Annotated in this window: 16 protein-coding genes; 9 read left to right on the top strand and 7 right to left on the bottom strand. The window is 64.9% G+C overall.

The genetic code is table 11. The features are described 5' to 3' along the window. Positions 1 to 37 precede the first annotated feature (37 nt). The gene (locus tag ACLJEU_RS05395) at positions 38 to 259 is read left to right on the top strand and encodes a hypothetical protein (protein ID WP_414660586.1); all 222 of its coding nucleotides are present in this window, start codon (positions 38 to 40) and stop codon (positions 257 to 259) included. A gap of 44 nt (positions 260 to 303) precedes the next feature. Here ACLJEU_RS05395 and ACLJEU_RS05390 read toward each other — a convergent pair whose 3' ends face one another. From ACLJEU_RS05390 to ACLJEU_RS05380, 3 genes are all read right to left on the bottom strand, one after another. Beyond that, entirely contained in the window at positions 304 to 1,260 is a 957-nt protein-coding gene (locus ACLJEU_RS05390; RefSeq protein ID WP_414660587.1) for a transglutaminase-like domain-containing protein, read from the bottom strand. Positions 1,261 to 1,284: 24 nt separating this feature from the next. Further along, a complete protein-coding gene (rpmI, locus tag ACLJEU_RS05385) occupies positions 1,285 to 1,479 on the bottom strand; it encodes a 50S ribosomal protein L35 (protein ID WP_414660588.1) in 195 nt (64 codons plus the stop codon). An 85-nt stretch (positions 1,480 to 1,564) separates the two neighbouring features. Continuing rightward, positions 1,565 to 1,759 (bottom strand): Thivi_2564 family membrane protein, encoded by a 195-nt coding sequence (locus tag ACLJEU_RS05380; RefSeq protein WP_414660589.1) that lies wholly within the window; start codon positions 1,757 to 1,759, stop codon positions 1,565 to 1,567. A gap of 224 nt (positions 1,760 to 1,983) precedes the next feature. Between ACLJEU_RS05380 and ACLJEU_RS05375 the strand changes: the two genes are divergently transcribed. The 3 genes from ACLJEU_RS05375 to ACLJEU_RS05365 all read left to right on the top strand — a co-directional run bounded on the left by ACLJEU_RS05375 (position 1,984) and on the right by ACLJEU_RS05365 (position 8,455). After that, positions 1,984 to 6,735, top strand: a complete 4,752-nt coding sequence (locus tag ACLJEU_RS05375) for a chemotaxis protein CheB (protein ID WP_414660590.1) — start codon at positions 1,984 to 1,986, stop codon at positions 6,733 to 6,735. Further along, entirely contained in the window at positions 6,732 to 7,418 is a 687-nt protein-coding gene (locus tag ACLJEU_RS05370) for a response regulator (RefSeq protein WP_414660591.1), read from the top strand. Before ACLJEU_RS05375 ends, ACLJEU_RS05370 begins: the two co-directional genes overlap by 4 nt. Before the next feature lie 338 nt (positions 7,419 to 7,756). Further along, positions 7,757 to 8,455, top strand: a complete 699-nt coding sequence (locus ACLJEU_RS05365) for a sugar transferase (RefSeq protein ID WP_414660592.1) — start codon at positions 7,757 to 7,759, stop codon at positions 8,453 to 8,455. 118 nt (positions 8,456 to 8,573) lie between these two features. On the opposite strand, the gene ACLJEU_RS05360 is transcribed toward ACLJEU_RS05365, so the two are convergent. Continuing rightward, positions 8,574 to 9,323: an RNA polymerase sigma factor gene (locus ACLJEU_RS05360; protein ID WP_414660593.1), complete on the bottom strand. Its 750-nt coding sequence runs from the start codon at positions 9,321 to 9,323 to the stop codon at positions 8,574 to 8,576. A 187-nt stretch (positions 9,324 to 9,510) separates the two neighbouring features. On the opposite strand from ACLJEU_RS05360, the gene ACLJEU_RS05355 reads away from it, so the two are divergent. The 5 genes from ACLJEU_RS05355 to ACLJEU_RS05335 all read left to right on the top strand — a co-directional run bounded on the left by ACLJEU_RS05355 (position 9,511) and on the right by ACLJEU_RS05335 (position 12,119). Beyond that, positions 9,511 to 10,251 carry a BON domain-containing protein gene (locus tag ACLJEU_RS05355; protein ID WP_414660594.1) on the top strand — a complete coding sequence of 247 codons (741 nt, stop codon included), beginning with the start codon at positions 9,511 to 9,513 and terminating at the stop codon, positions 10,249 to 10,251. An 85-nt stretch (positions 10,252 to 10,336) separates the two neighbouring features. Beyond that, positions 10,337 to 10,630, top strand: coding sequence for a hypothetical protein (locus ACLJEU_RS05350; RefSeq protein ID WP_414660595.1), 294 nt, complete (start codon positions 10,337 to 10,339; stop codon positions 10,628 to 10,630). Positions 10,631 to 10,894: 264 nt separating this feature from the next. Then, positions 10,895 to 11,389: a Dps family protein gene (locus ACLJEU_RS05345; RefSeq protein ID WP_414660596.1), complete on the top strand. Its 495-nt coding sequence runs from the start codon at positions 10,895 to 10,897 to the stop codon at positions 11,387 to 11,389. Between the two features lie 17 nt (positions 11,390 to 11,406). After that, complete coding sequence (locus ACLJEU_RS05340; RefSeq protein WP_414660597.1) at positions 11,407 to 11,613, top strand: DUF3185 family protein; 207 nt, start codon at positions 11,407 to 11,409, stop codon at positions 11,611 to 11,613. 194 nt (positions 11,614 to 11,807) lie between these two features. Then, a complete protein-coding gene (locus ACLJEU_RS05335) occupies positions 11,808 to 12,119 on the top strand; it encodes a DUF883 family protein (protein ID WP_414660598.1) in 312 nt (103 codons plus the stop codon). Positions 12,120 to 12,194: 75 nt separating this feature from the next. Here the strand turns inward: ACLJEU_RS05335 and ACLJEU_RS05330 are convergent, their stop codons facing one another. The 3 genes from ACLJEU_RS05330 to ACLJEU_RS05320 all read right to left on the bottom strand — a co-directional run bounded on the left by ACLJEU_RS05330 (position 12,195) and on the right by ACLJEU_RS05320 (position 13,718). After that, positions 12,195 to 12,410, bottom strand: coding sequence for a hypothetical protein (locus ACLJEU_RS05330; protein WP_414660599.1), 216 nt, complete (start codon positions 12,408 to 12,410; stop codon positions 12,195 to 12,197). Positions 12,411 to 12,539: 129 nt separating this feature from the next. Continuing rightward, positions 12,540 to 13,358 carry a hypothetical protein gene (locus tag ACLJEU_RS05325; RefSeq protein ID WP_414660600.1) on the bottom strand — a complete coding sequence of 273 codons (819 nt, stop codon included), beginning with the start codon at positions 13,356 to 13,358 and terminating at the stop codon, positions 12,540 to 12,542. A 231-nt stretch (positions 13,359 to 13,589) separates the two neighbouring features. Further along, a complete protein-coding gene (locus ACLJEU_RS05320; protein ID WP_414660601.1) occupies positions 13,590 to 13,718 on the bottom strand; it encodes a hypothetical protein in 129 nt (42 codons plus the stop codon). Positions 13,719 to 13,734 lie beyond the last annotated feature (16 nt).

Raw genomic sequence — 13,734 nt, 5'->3', positions numbered from 1 at the left:
GCGACGACGTCGTTGCGGCCGCGTTTCACCCGTTCCCATGTACCACCGGACCCACGCCATCACCCCGACCCAGCAGGCCGCCAACGGGGCCATGGAGATTTTTGTCGGCGGTTCCCGCACCGAGAACATTCCGCAGATGCTCGTCGGCCTGTCCGTGCTGCAGAGCGCAACGGAAGCCCAGGTGCACGCCGCGATGCAGTTCGTACAGACCAGCCAGGGCGTGACGATCGCCGAGATTGAGGCGCTGCTGGCGCGATAGCAGTCAACGCTCGGTCCTGGTGGTGGCTGCGAACGCGCTCGTCGCTACGGTGAGTCCGGCGGGAATCCGCCGCTCGGATACGGCGCTTCCGTCTGCACCACCCACCGGTTGTCGATCCTTTTGGAGAAATCGAGCGGGTCGCCGACAGCGACCGTGCCCCGCGGCACCTGGTAGGCCCATACCTGGAAAAACGAGAGCGTCGCGCCGCCAAAGATGGTGGAGAAGGCGCCGTCGACGGCATCGAGGCCGCACGACACCTTGATCCGCCCGATGCGTGGCGCGTGAAACCGGGCGTCCGTCGTGAACCAATGCCCGCCGAGGTACACCTCGGCGTAGGCGTGGAAATCCATGTGGTTGTCCGGATCGGGAAACCCGATGTCCGGCAGATGACCCGTGACGTACCGGGCGGGCACGTTGAACGTGCGGTTCAAGGCGATCGCGAGATGGGCGAAGTCACGGCACACGCCGTAGCCGCGCTGCAGGATGTCCCAGGCGGAGAGGTCCGGCCGCCCCGACATGTAGCGGTACTCGATGTTGTCGTGGATCCACTGGCTGATCGCGGTCACCCGCGGGCGGCCGTTTTCCACCTGGCCGAATTTCTCCCATGCGAAGTTGGCGAGTTTGTCCGAGTCGCAGTAGCGGCTCGGCAGCGTGTAACGCAGGAGATCCGGCGGAAGATCGCCGGGCGGGACCGCCCTGGCCGGCGGCAGGTCATGATTGTCCGGCCGCGACGAGACCGCGACAATCGCATCGTGCCGGAAGGTGTTCGTGCCCGGCGCAAGTTGGACGCGCCACACGGTGTTGCCGTGCGTATCCAGAAATGAACTCGCCGGGAGATTGTGGCCCAGCGCGAGCGCCTGGAAGATGACCGCGTGATTGCGGTCCGGCCGCGGCTTCAGGTTGAGCAGCAGCATCGCCGAACCGGTGACCTCGTACGCCAGACTGCAGCCCACGCGGAGCGTGACGTCGAAGGCCGGGGGCGGAAGGAGGTTGGTTACCATGCCGCCTTCCCAGCACATCCCGTGCTACAGACCAAAGGGCAGGCACCGCAGCAGCGGCGCGGCGTGGCCCGGGGCCACGAGTTTGTCGCGCGAGGCACGGCGTTTGGCCTTCGTGCTCTTCGCGCCGAGGAGATGCCGGAAGCCCGGAGTGCGTCGCACCAGTTTGCCGGTCGCAGTCAGCTTGAAACGCTTCGCGACGGATTTTCGTGTTTTTTGCATGGAAAGGGAGAGATAGGCAGACGCGATGACACTCATCCCGCGGCTGCGCTCTCCAGATTAGGAGCGGTTCGCGCGAAAGCGACGTTTACTTCACCGTCGGCAGCCGGATGTCACCGTGGCCGAGCACGCCGAAGCCGTACAGCAGCCAGAGGACGACCGCGACCACCACGACGAAGTTGAGGATGCTCTTAATCTTTCCGTCCATCGGAATGAACGTGTTGATGAGCCAGAGCAGAATTCCGACGACGATGAGGGTGATGACGACTGATACGAGTGACATGATGAGCCTGGGTTGAAGTTCCCCTCATGCTACGCGCAACGCCGTCCGCCTCCTATGGGGTGAAACCCGCCTCACCCGCTCCTACCGGGTCAGTAGGGTAATACCGTATCGCCATTGGCATCAATCGGGGTTAGGTTTTCCGAAACACGCAGGCCTCGTTCGTTCACGCACCGTCGTTGGTTCCACCGTGGGGCCGCAACTGCGGGTGCACGACCGCTCGCTTCATGAGCACCGCCACCACACTTTCCCGTCCGCCCCGGGATGCGAGCAAGCCCGACGCAACGCGCAACAGCCTGACCCCTTCCGGAAGGGGTCAGGCTGTTGCGCGTCGCAGTCCGAAGGCCGCGCGCCGCCGCTTTCCGATCGTGGGGATCGGCGCGTCGGCCGGCGGGCTCGAAGCGTTCACGCAGTTGCTACAAGAGCTGCCGCTCAACACCGGCTTCGGCTTCGTGCTCGTGCAGCACCTCGATCCGCAGCATGCGAGCGGGCTCACGCAGCTGCTGGCGCGGACCACGGCGATGCCGGTGCTCGAGGTGACCGATCGTCTGCGGGTGAAGGCGAACCACGTCTACATCATCCCGCCCAACACGCGTCTCGGCATCGAGCGCGGCGTGCTCAAGCTTCACCCACGCGCGCAGAACCGGGTCGCCGCGCGCTCGATCGATTCGTTCTTCGAATCACTCGCCGCGGACCAGGGCGAGCGCGCCATCGGCGTGATTTTGTCCGGCACGGCGACCGACGGAACGCTCGGCCTCGAGGCCATCAAGACCGCGGGAGGGCTGACTTTCGCCCAGGACAACTCCGCCCGTTACCCCTCGATGCCGCGCAGCGCGGCCGACGCCGGCTGCGTTGACCAGGTCCTGCCGCCGGCCGCGATCGCCCGCGAACTCGCGCGCATCGCCCGGCATCCCGCCCTCGCGGGAACAGACCTCGCATTTCCGGCCGCGACCGCCCGAGCCGTTGCCCAACGCGGCCGCGCGGCCACCGCCAGGCACCGTCCGGCCAACGACCCGGCGACGCATGACAATCCCGGATACGAGCGCATCCTGCAGCAGCTGCGGCAGCACTGCGGGGTCGACTTCACGCTCTACAAATCACCGACGATCCAGCGCCGGATCGCCCGCCGCGCCGTCCTGAGCCACATGGACACGCTGGGGGCGTACGCGGATTTTCTCGTCGGCAACGGCAAGGAGATCGAAGCGCTCTACTCCGACACGCTCATCAGCGTGACGAGCTTCTTCCGCAACGCCGACGCCTTCGCCGTGCTCTCCCGCAAGGTGTTTCCACGCTTGCTGCAGCAGAACCACGACGACCCGCTGCGCATGTGGGTGCTCGGCTGCTCCACGGGGCAGGAGGCCTACTCGCTCGCGATGGCGTTCACGGAGGTCGCGGAAAAATCCGTGCGGCCGCGCACCCTGCAGGTCTTCGCCACCGATCTCAACGACACCAATCTGGAGAAGTGCCGCCAGGGGCTTTACGCCAAGACCCACCTCCAGGACGTGTCGCCCCGGCGGCTGCGCCGTTTCTTCGTCGAGGAGGAAGGCGGCTACCGCGTGATCAAGCCGTTGCGCGAGCTCGTCGTGTTCGCCCGCCAGAACATCATCAGCGATCCGCCGTTCTCGCGCATGGATCTCATCAGTTGCCGCAACCTGATGATCTACCTCGAGCCCAGCCTGCAGCGAAAGGCGCTGCCGACGTTTCACTACGCGCTCAAGCCGGGCGGATACCTCTTTCTCGGCGCCTCCGAATCGATCGGCACCTTCACCAACCTCTTTGAACCCGTGGACAAGAAGCAGAAAATATTCGTGCGGAAAGCGGCTCCGACCCTCCCTTTTCAGCTGCCGGTGAAAGCCGACACCGCGGGCCACCCTGCTCCGGGAAAAGCGCCGCGCGCGCTCTCGGTCCGCGATGCCACCTCCGGCCGGACGACCGACGCCTACCGCGGTGAACTCGATCCGCAACGCGAGGCGGACCGTCTCATGGTCGGCCAGTTCGCCCCGCCCGGCGTGCTGATCAACGCCGATCTGCAGATCCTCCAGTTCCGCGGCCAGACCGGCGCGTACCTCGTGCCGCCCACGGGCAAGGCGAGTTTCGATCTGCTGAAGATGGCGCGCGACGGGCTACTGCTGCCGCTGCGCGCCGCGATCACCAAGGCGAAAAAGGAAAACAAGACCGCGCGCCGCGAAAACATCCCGGTCAAACTCGAGGGCCGCATCCAGCACGTGGCCATCCAGGTCGTGCCGCTGAAGAATCTTCGCGAACGCTGCTTTCTGGTCTGGTTCGAAACCACCACCAAGGCCGGGCGCGCCGCCCCGGCGGCGTACCCGCCACCGGACGCCGAGGCCGATGTCCGGACGGCGCACGCCGGCACCAAGCACGCGGTCTCCCGGCGCATCCTCCAGCTCGAACGCGAACTCACCGAAACCCGCGATTACCTGCGATCGATCGAGGAGGAACAGGAGTCGGCCAACGAGGAACTGCAGGCCGCCAACGAGGAGGGCCAGTCCGCCAACGAGGAACTGCAAAGCCTGAACGAGGAGCTCGAAACCTCGAAGGAGGAACTGGAGTCGACCAATGAGGAACTGACGACCGTCAACGAGGAGATGACGAATCGGAACACCGAGCTCGGCCGGTTGAACAACGATCTCACCAATCTGCAAACGTCGACCCAGCTCGTGATCGTGCTGCTGGGACGCGATCTGACGATCCGGCGTTTCAGCGCCCAGGCCGAAAAACAATTCGGCCTGATGGCCACCGACGTCGGTCGTCCGATCGGCCATCTTCGCCACAATCTCCAGGTCCCCGATATCGAAAGCCTCATCACCGGCGTCATCACCCACGTCCGGCAGTTCGAGCGCGATGTGCGGGACAAGGACGGACGCTGGTACTCGCTGCGCGTGCGGCCGTATCTGACGCCCGACAACCGCGTCGATGGCGCGGTCCTCGTCCTCGTGGACATCTCCGCGCTGAAGCGCACCGAGCAGGTGGTGAAGGAAGAGCACGAGCACGCCGAGGCCATCATCCGCACCGTGCCGAATCCACTGGTGATCCTCAGCGCCGATCTGAAATTCCAATCCGCCAACGACGCGTTCTACCGGACGTTCAAGCTCACCACGGCCGAAACCAGGGGCCGGTCGCTCTTCGCGCTCGATCACGGCTCGTGGAACATTCCCACCCTGCGCCACCTGCTCGAGGACGTCATCCCGCGCCGGAGCTACTTCAACGACTTCGAATTTTCGCATCAATTCGAACGCATCGGCCAGCGCAGCCTGCTGCTCAACGCCCGCGTGCTGAACGAATATGGCGGCAAGCCCAGGACGATCCTGCTCGGGTTCCACGACGTCACCGACCTGCTCGTTTACCAGGCGGAACTGCGCCGCTCCGAGCGGCGTTACCGCCGGCTCTTCGAAGCGGCGAAGGACGGATTTCTGATCCTGGATCCGGATACGCGGAAGATCACCGACGCGAATCCGTTCATCGTACGGCTGCTCGGCTACTCGCGCCCGCAACTGCTGAAAAAGGAGCTGTGGGAGATCGGGCTGCTGAAGGACGAAGCCGCCGGCCTGGCCGTGTTTCGCGCGCTCAAACGGCGCGGTTTCATCCGCTACGAAAATCTCCCGCTCAAGACGAAATCCGGCAAACGTCTCGAGGTGGAGTTTGTCAGCAATCTCTACCGCGAGAACAACCATCAGGTCATCCAGTGTAACATCCGTGACATCACCGAGCGGAAACGATTCGACGAAGCCCTGCGCCTCAGCGAGGAACGCTATCGCACGCTCTTTGCCTCGATGGACGAAGGCTTCAGCGTCATCGAAATGCTGCCGTCCAAAGGCGGGAAACCCGCGGACTATCGTTTCATCGAAGTGAATCCGTCGTTCGAAAAGCAAACCGGCATCGCCGCAGCCACCGGACGACGGATGAGCGAGATTGCACCGCACCATGAATCGCACTGGTACAAGGTCTACGCGCAGGTCGCGCGCACCGGCCGACCCGTGCGCTTCATCAATGAGGCGAAAGCCCTCGGCCGGTGGTTCGACGTCTTCGCGTTCCGCCTCGGCCCGGCCGAGCACCGCCATGTGGCGGTGCTGTTTCGCGACATCACCACGCTGCGCAATGCGGACGCCGCCCTGCGCACGGCCCAGGCCCAGCTCTCCGACCGCGCGAACCAGCTCGAGCACGCTGTCGCGGACCGCACCGCCAAGCTCACCGCGACCAACCGCGAGCTCGCGACCTCACTCGCCGCCATTCGCAAGAGCGAGGAGCGATATCGCACCATGCTCGCCGAATCGCACAGCATGCAGAAGAAACTGCGCAAGCTCACACACCAGATCATTTCGGTGCAGGAGGACGAGCGGAAGGAAATCAGCCGCGAACTCCACGACGAGGTCGTCCAGACGCTCGTCGGCATCAACGTCGAACTCGCCGCCCTCAACCGGGGCTCGGCCGTGGGCCTGCACTTGGAGAAATCCAAAATCGCCCACGCGCAGCGGCTGGTCGAGAACTCCGTCCATGCCGTGCACCGGTTCGCCCGCGAACTGCGGCCCGCGGTACTGGACGATCTCGGCCTGATCCCGGCGCTGCACGCGTTCAGCCAGACCCTGGCCGAGCGCAAGAAACTGAAAATCAAGTTAACCGCCTTCGCCGGGGTCGAGACACTCGGCGGCCCCGCGCGGACCGTGCTCTTCCGCGTCGCCCAGGAGGCGCTCAACAACGTCGCCCGCCACGCGCGGGCCAGCAACGTGCGGATCGAAATCCGGGAACACGCGGGCCGCGTGCGGATGGAAATCAGCGACGACGGCCAGGCGTTCCACGTCGGCAAATTCCTCGACGCGAGAAATCCCAAGCGCCTCGGCCTCGTCGGCATGAAGGAACGCATCCAGATGATCGGCGGCACGCTGACCATCCACTCCCAAGCCGGCACGGGCACGACCGTGCAGGCCGACATCCCCTTTAAATCAAAAAAGCCCACACCATGACCTCCCACAAAAAGATCTCCCTCATCCTCGTCGAAGACCACGCCATCGTACGACAGGGCCTGCGGGCGCTGCTGAATGCCGACGGCAACTTCGACATCGTCGGCGAGGCGCGCACGGGCCGCGAAGCCATCGAGCTGGCCCAGACCCAGCGGCCCGACGTCATCCTGATGGACATTGCCATGCCGGTGCTCAACGGCATGGAGGCCACCCGGCAAATCCTCGCGGCCAATCCCGCCGCGCGCGTCATCATTCTCTCCGCCCACAGCGACGACGTGTACGTGGAGCGGATGAACGAGGCCGGCGTGGTCGGATTTCTGGAAAAGCAGACCTCCGCTGAGGTATTGACGAAGGCCATACGCGAGGTCGCCGCCGGCCGCACTTATTTCAGCCCCTCGATCGCGCGCCGCATGCAGGCCGAGGTGGACAAGCCCCGGAGTCGCGACGGGAACGTCAAAGCCAACCGCAACCAACTGACCGCCCGCGAATGCGAAGTCCTGCAGCTGGTGGCGGAGGGTTCCGCCAACAAGCAGGTCGCGGACATTCTCGGCATCAGCATCAAGACGGTGGAAAAACACCGTCAGCACCTCATGGACAAGTTGAACATCCACGAGATTGCCGGACTCACGCGCTACGCCATCGCCGCCGGCGTCATTGAAAGTCGGGTACAGGTGACGATCGTGTAGCAGGAAAGGGAGCGCGTCGAAGGAGCTTCAGCGATGGTAGGGCGGCTTGTCCCCAAGCCGCCGTGCTCACCATTGAGCAGTTGCCGTTGAACTGTAGCCGTTGTGGGCGGGGTACCCACACAGGAGTCCGCCGTTCATACCCAGGGTTCAGGGTCGATCGTACCGGCAGGGCAAGACCCCATCGCAGCCCGGGTCCGGTGCGGCTACTCTCCGTGGCCGCTCGCGTGAACTGACGAGGTGAATGCCTGTCAGTTCGCCGCGAGCCCACCCCGCCTCCCATGGATACTTCTCCGCTCCCGCTCCGCCCTCCGACAAAAGCCGCATGCCGCTCGTCGGTCATGCCCCGCTGGAAACGCAGCACCGACATCACCTGCGCCCTGCTTGCGCTGCCCATCCTGGCCGTCGGCGCGCTCGTGATGATGACCGTGACGAAACTGGTGTCGCGCGGCCCGGTTTTTTTCCGGCAGGAACGCGTCGGTCTCCAGGGCCGGCGTTTCACCATCCTGAAATTTCGCACGATGCAGGTCGCGGCGGACCCGACGATCCACCTCGACCACATGAAGCAGCTGATGGCCGCCAACACGCCGATGGCGAAGCTCGACGGCCAGCGCGATCCACGGCTGATTCCCGGCGGCTGGATGCTGCGGGCCTCCGGCCTGGATGAGTTACCGCAGGTGATCAACGTGCTCCGCGGCGAGATGAGCGTCGTCGGTCCGCGCCCCTGCCTCCCGGGAGAATTCGAGCAGGCGCAGCCGGCGCAACGCGAACGCGTCAACGCCGTGCCCGGGCTCACCGGCCTCTGGCAGGTCTCGGGCAAGAACCGCACCACGTTTGAGGAGATGATTCGTCTCGATGTGCACTACGCCCGGAACGTCGCGCTGCCGCTGGATATCAAAATCATCCTGCTGACGCCGGTCGCGTTGCTCCGCCAAATCGGCGATACGCGCCGGCAGCGTCAGCCGGCGGTTCGGGCCGTCGCGGTGGAAAAGTCAGATCCAGTTGCCGTCGCGCCGATCGCCGGTGCCCGGGTCAGCTGAGTCGGAATCCGCAGGCCGCGGCCCACGGGAGCGCCGGCCTCCGGCCGGCAGGGATGCATGCAGGCGGGACGCCTGCGCTCCCGGATGAGCGGGTCATTCGACCCGCTCACATCCCATCTCACGCACAACGCATCGCGCCGCCACGCGCGTGACGAATCGGTCCGAACCACGTCACGGCGGGAACGGCCGGGGTGAAATCAGGTGAGGTTTCCGCGAGCAGCACGCGCAGGTTCGCGCGGGCGCGGGCAATCCGGCTCTTGACCGTGCCGACGCTGATGCCGAGTTCCCGGGCGATCTCGCCATACGAACGGTTCAAGCCGTTGCGCAGCGTGAGAATCGTCCTCGCCGGATCACCGAGGCGTTCCATGCACGTCGCCACCAGGGACGAGAATTCGCTGGTCAGCGCCTCGCGCTCCGGTCCGGCCGCATCGGTCGCCACCATGTCCGCAAACGAAGCCTGCCCGTCGTCTGTCGTAGATGCATCGAGTGAAAGCGTCGCGTGCCGGTGGCGGCGGAAAAAATACCAGTAGCGGTTGCGGGCAAGATTGAGCGCGATGCGATGCAGCCAAGTCGCCAGCGACGATTCCCCGCGGAAGTTGACCAACCCGCGGTGGGCGCGGATGAAGGTGTCCTGCGCGATTTCCTCGGCGTCGCCGCGATTGCGCAGCACGGCGAAGGCCACGGAAAACATGCGCTCACGATAGCGCAGAATGATTTCATCGAAGGCTCCGCCATCGCCGGCGATGAAGCGTTGCACCAGATCGGCGTCGTGCAGCGCCTCCTCGCGGGCCGTCGCGTTGCGACGAAACGGTGCGGGATGTTCGAGTGTGGAGTCTACCTGGGCAAAGCGATCAGCGGGAGCGACCATGCGCCCACCTTAGCGCAGCCGCGTCGCGGCGGACATGGGGTGTTGTGCTAACAACGCCGGACCCGCGCGCCAAATTGACCGCGGCTGCCTCGACGGCCCGCCGCGCAACCGTCACGCGAGCACCCCGCGGTAGGTCTGTGCCCCATGGCGGCAGAGCGGCGCGGGGCGTAAAGTAACTCCCTAGTCCATGAAAACACGAAACCTCACCACGCTCCTCACTCTCCTTGTCATGCCTGCCGCCGTCTTCGCGGATTCCGCCACCGATCGTAAGATCGAGGAGGCCGCCAAGGCCTCGTACAACTATCGCACCGTCCTCGCCGATCACGTCAAGGTGAAGGCCAGGGACGGCGTCGTCACCCTCACCGGCACGGTGCAGGACAGCGGCGACAAGGCCCTCGCCGCGGACACCGTGGAGAACCTTCCCGGCGTCGTCGGCGTGACCAACGAAATCAAAATCAAGTCCGACCATCCCGAGCGCTCCGATTCCTGGATGGCGCTGAAGGTCCGCAGCCGCCTGCTCGTCAAGGGCAACGTCAGCGCGACCAACACGAAGGTCGCCGTCAATGAAGGCATCGTGACCCTGAGTGGCACCGCCGACACGCTCGCGCAAAAGGAACTGACCGCCGAGTACGCCAGCGACATCGATGGCGTGAAGTCGGTGAAGAACGACATCATGGTGAAGGACTCCCCCGCGGGCACGACGGTCGGCGAGAAGATCGACGACGCCTCCATCACCAGCCAGCTGAAGTACGCCCTGCTCAGCCACAAGTCCACGAGCGCGCTGAAGACCAAGGTCGTGACCAACGACGGTGTCGTCGTCATCACCGGCGAAGCCGGTTCCGACGCCGAGAAGGCGCTCGTCACCAAGCTCGCCACTGACGTGCGCGGCGTGAAGTCCGTCACGAACGACATGTCGATCAAGAGCTGATCCGGCTGCGCCGCCTCCGGCCTGTCGACGCTCTGATCGGAAACGGGAGGCCCGCCACCCGGGCCTCCCCCACTTTCCCCCCCCCATGAACAACGTCCTGCTCCTTGTCCGCAAAGCCCGCGAGGGCAACGATCCGTGCCGGCGGCTGGGCACCGACGCCATGCTCATCGAACTCGTGGCGCTGCACGACGAGATGCTCGAACAGCTCCGCACGGATCAGTGTGGTGAAGTCGCCGATCCCGCATTTTTCGCCGACATGATCCGCCAGCACGAAGAAGCCGCGGCCTCGCTGCGGCACATGCTCGAAAATCCGGAGAGCGGCAACGCCACCGGTGACGCTCTCTGGTCGCAGTCCCCGCGGACCATGTCCGCGTCGTGAACGCCACCCCTTCGCGCATGCCGCCAAACAGCAAACGCCGTCCCAGAAAAGCCACTACGCCCATTGTCCGCGCGAAGCCGCTGCTGCTGCGTGAGGTCGCCAATCCCGCGGCCTCCACCCAGGCCGTTTCCCGCCGTCGTTTGCTTTCCCGCCACGCTCCCGCCTCCGGCGCACTCGCGCCGCACCCGCCTGCTTCCATTCCCACTTCCCTGTGACGCCACGCTCCCGCGGCGTTTCAAGTTTCAATTCAGTGTCCCTCCACGCATGAAAACAAATATCGGCATTAACGATGAGGCCCGCCTCGAAGTCGGCCAGATGCTCAATCTCCTCCTCGCGGACGAATACGTGCTCTACGCCACAACCCGCGACTATCACTGGAACGTCACCGGCCCTGAGTTTCGCAGTCTGCACCAGCAGTTCGAGGAACAGTACACCCAGATCGCGCAGTGGATCGATGACGTCGCCGAACGCGCGCGCGCCATCGGCGTTGGCGCTCGGGGCAACTGGGGCGATCTCGCAAAGGCCGCGCGTTCGTCGGCGGATCCCGGCATGGGCCTGCCCGCCGAACACATGCTCGCCGAGCTGCTCTCGCTCCATGAGGAAATGATTGTGCAGCTCCGCACCGACAGCGAAGCCTGCGTCGATCGCTTCAAGGATGCAGGCACCGCGGATTTCCTCACCGGGTTGATGGAGCAGCACGAGAAAGCGGCCTGGATGCTCCGCGCCCAGCTGGAAACCGAGGAAGAGGAAGCCTCCTGAACTTCACTCCCAATTCCATGAACCGTCCCATCTCGTTCGTCCTCGTCGCCTGCGGCGCTGTCCTGATTATCTACGGCGTCAGCGCCTCGAATTCCCTCGGATCCGATTTTTCTCGGATGTTCACGGGCTCGCCCACCGATCGCACGATCTGGCTCCTGCTGGGCGGCATCGTCGCCGTCCTCGTCGGTGCCGGCGGTCTGCTGCGCGGCCCGAAATCCTCCTGAGCGCACGTCGGAAAATCTGAGCGACGGTAGGGCAGCTTGTCCCCAAGCTGCCGCGTTCACCGCGATGAACTCAGTAAAGCGGCGTGTGAGGGACAACGCGCCGCAGTCGTCGAATGTCTACAGTCCATTCGGCGTGACGCACGGCACCAGCCTGCGCCACGCCGGTCCATCGTCACACTCAACCCTCACTCATCATGCCAACACACAAAAACTCCGCCACGCCCCAGGAACTGCTCAGTGATCTTCAGGCGCTGGTGAAAGAAACCGAAGCCATGGTCGCGGACAAAGTTTCCGACTATTCCGAGGAGGCGCTCGCCTCGCTCCGCACCCGCTACGCCGTCGCGCAGGAACGTTTCACCGACGCGTGCGCCAGTGCCCGCAAGAAGGTCGTCGCCGGTGCACACTACACCGACGAAACGATTCGCGCCAACCCGTACCAGTCGCTCGCCATCGCCACCGGCCTCGGCGTCCTGATCGGCATCCTGGTGTCGCGCCGGAACAACTAAGCGCCACCGCACCGCGCTGCGCCGGTTTGGACGCAGTTTACAGCTCAACCCGACGGCTACCTGCCGTCGGGTTTTTCATGCCTGCTCGAGAACCGCATCCTGGCGCTCGGCATCGCCGAAGCCCGTCAGCTCGCGCTTCGCCTGCTCGTAGTCGGACTGCGTGACATGCGGTGGAATCCGACCGGCGCGCACCGCGATCTCGTGCGTGCGTACATCCAACATCCGGCGGGTGACCGAACGCCGCGGTGCCTCATCGGACAGAAGCGGCTTAACCAGGGAGGCAGTTTGCATGAACATGCTCCTAAGACCCGTCGCGCGTCCTTCGGTTGTTCCTTCGTTGCGTCTATGCAAACATTTCCTCGGGACCGCGCGCTTGCCGCGTCGGTCCGCGAGGAAAACGGATCGCAGCTGTATCCGGAATCAAACGACCGCGGGCTCCCGCGAATCGCAGCGCGTGGCACACGCGGCGCCGTGATTGCCGCCCATGGTCGCGGCGGCGGCACCGAGTGCGAGCGCCACGAAGTAGCACAGCGAGAAGATTGCGAGGGCTTTGGCCGCTTTTTCTCCAGCTTCGCGCGCCTTCTGTTCCGCGTCATTCTTCGCGGCGGCCAGATCCGCTTTCAGCCGATCATACGTGGCGGTCCACTCGGTGACCGCACGCTCCGCGTCGGGCTGGTTCAGGCCCGCGTGGTCGACGAGCGCCTTGACCAAGGCGGCGCGGTTCTCAGCGGGGCTGACGGACGAGGGCATCGGACTGAACACTCGGCCCACCGCCAGCGAAACCTCGCGTTTGGCGCGCGCGGTCAGGTTAGCGTTCGAACTGGCCGGCCGGTTGCCGACGGCTTCGTCCACGAAACTGCTCATCGTGTCGGTCGATTGCTTCAGGGCATCCTTGGCGAGGTCCGCGCCACCGGCCGCGATCGCGGCAGCGGGTTTACCCGCCATCGCCAGGCCGCCACCCACGAGTTTCGACAAGTCACCCAGCGCCCAGCCCGCACCGACGGCAACGACCAGGACGCCCGCCACCGTGGCACCCGCCCAGACACTGAAGCCATGCAGCCACCCGGAGGCGCGGGCCCCGACCGGGGTGAATCGACCGGCTACCCAGCCGCCAAACCACAGGGACACGACGGCACTGAGGCCTTGAATGACGGCGGCACCCGCGCCGAGTTCGGCCACCGGATTGGAATCGGTGAGCGGGCTGTAGATCGCAAAACCCAGTCCGGCTCCGAGCAACATGAAGAGAACCTCCAATGCAACAGCGGCCGTGAGGCCGGCGAGAATGGCGCCCCAGCAAACAGCGCGACGCCTCCCTTCGACTGCGCGGACCTCCCGGGTGAATAGAGGGGAATCGGTGACAGCGGCGGCAGGGGACAAGTGGGTATTCATAGGGTGAAATTAATCGGTGATGCAGAGAGTGCCGGCGGGCGGAGCGATCGACGAACCGATGGTCCTTTCGCGGCGGCGGGGTTATTTGCCCAAGACTTTTGCGATGACAAAAATCACGACGGCGCCGGCCAGGCCGCCACCGAAGAGGAGATAGAGCATGGAATAACCGGCAGCGGCGATCGGCGGGAGTACGAGTAGGAATGTAGACATGGTGGATGGGGGTTGA

The organism is Terrisphaera buseokensis, from assembly GCF_047521145.2.
Lineage (GTDB): Bacteria > Verrucomicrobiota > Verrucomicrobiia > Opitutales > Opitutaceae > ER46.
This window is presented reverse-complemented; position numbering and strand designations above follow the sequence as displayed.

Excerpts from the sequence above, each read along its gene's own strand:
- rpmI (WP_414660588.1), bottom strand. The coding sequence starts at position 1,479 with ATGCAAAAAACACGAAAATCCGTCGCGAAGCGTTTCAAGCTGACTGCG.
- ACLJEU_RS05330 (WP_414660599.1), bottom strand. The coding sequence starts at position 12,410 with ATGCAAACTGCCTCCCTGGTTAAGCCGCTTCTGTCCGATGAGGCACCG.
- ACLJEU_RS05325 (WP_414660600.1), bottom strand. The coding sequence starts at position 13,358 with ATGTTGCTCGGAGCCGGACTGGGTTTTGCGATCTACAGCCCGCTCACC.
- ACLJEU_RS05355 (WP_414660594.1), top strand. The coding sequence starts at position 9,511 with ATGAAAACACGAAACCTCACCACGCTCCTCACTCTCCTTGTCATGCCT.
- ACLJEU_RS05370 (WP_414660591.1), top strand. The coding sequence starts at position 6,732 with ATGACCTCCCACAAAAAGATCTCCCTCATCCTCGTCGAAGACCACGCC.
- ACLJEU_RS05320 (WP_414660601.1), bottom strand. The coding sequence starts at position 13,718 with ATGTCTACATTCCTACTCGTACTCCCGCCGATCGCCGCTGCCGGTTAT.
- ACLJEU_RS05350 (WP_414660595.1), top strand. The coding sequence starts at position 10,337 with ATGAACAACGTCCTGCTCCTTGTCCGCAAAGCCCGCGAGGGCAACGAT.
- ACLJEU_RS05390 (WP_414660587.1), bottom strand. The coding sequence starts at position 1,260 with ATGGTAACCAACCTCCTTCCGCCCCCGGCCTTCGACGTCACGCTCCGC.
- ACLJEU_RS05340 (WP_414660597.1), top strand. The coding sequence starts at position 11,407 with ATGAACCGTCCCATCTCGTTCGTCCTCGTCGCCTGCGGCGCTGTCCTG.
- ACLJEU_RS05345 (WP_414660596.1), top strand. The coding sequence starts at position 10,895 with ATGAAAACAAATATCGGCATTAACGATGAGGCCCGCCTCGAAGTCGGC.
- ACLJEU_RS05375 (WP_414660590.1), top strand. The coding sequence starts at position 1,984 with ATGAGCACCGCCACCACACTTTCCCGTCCGCCCCGGGATGCGAGCAAG.
- ACLJEU_RS05365 (WP_414660592.1), top strand. The coding sequence starts at position 7,757 with ATGCCCCGCTGGAAACGCAGCACCGACATCACCTGCGCCCTGCTTGCG.
- ACLJEU_RS05380 (WP_414660589.1), bottom strand. The coding sequence starts at position 1,759 with ATGTCACTCGTATCAGTCGTCATCACCCTCATCGTCGTCGGAATTCTG.
- ACLJEU_RS05360 (WP_414660593.1), bottom strand. The coding sequence starts at position 9,323 with ATGGTCGCTCCCGCTGATCGCTTTGCCCAGGTAGACTCCACACTCGAA.
- ACLJEU_RS05395 (WP_414660586.1), top strand. The coding sequence starts at position 38 with ATGTACCACCGGACCCACGCCATCACCCCGACCCAGCAGGCCGCCAAC.
- ACLJEU_RS05335 (WP_414660598.1), top strand. The coding sequence starts at position 11,808 with ATGCCAACACACAAAAACTCCGCCACGCCCCAGGAACTGCTCAGTGAT.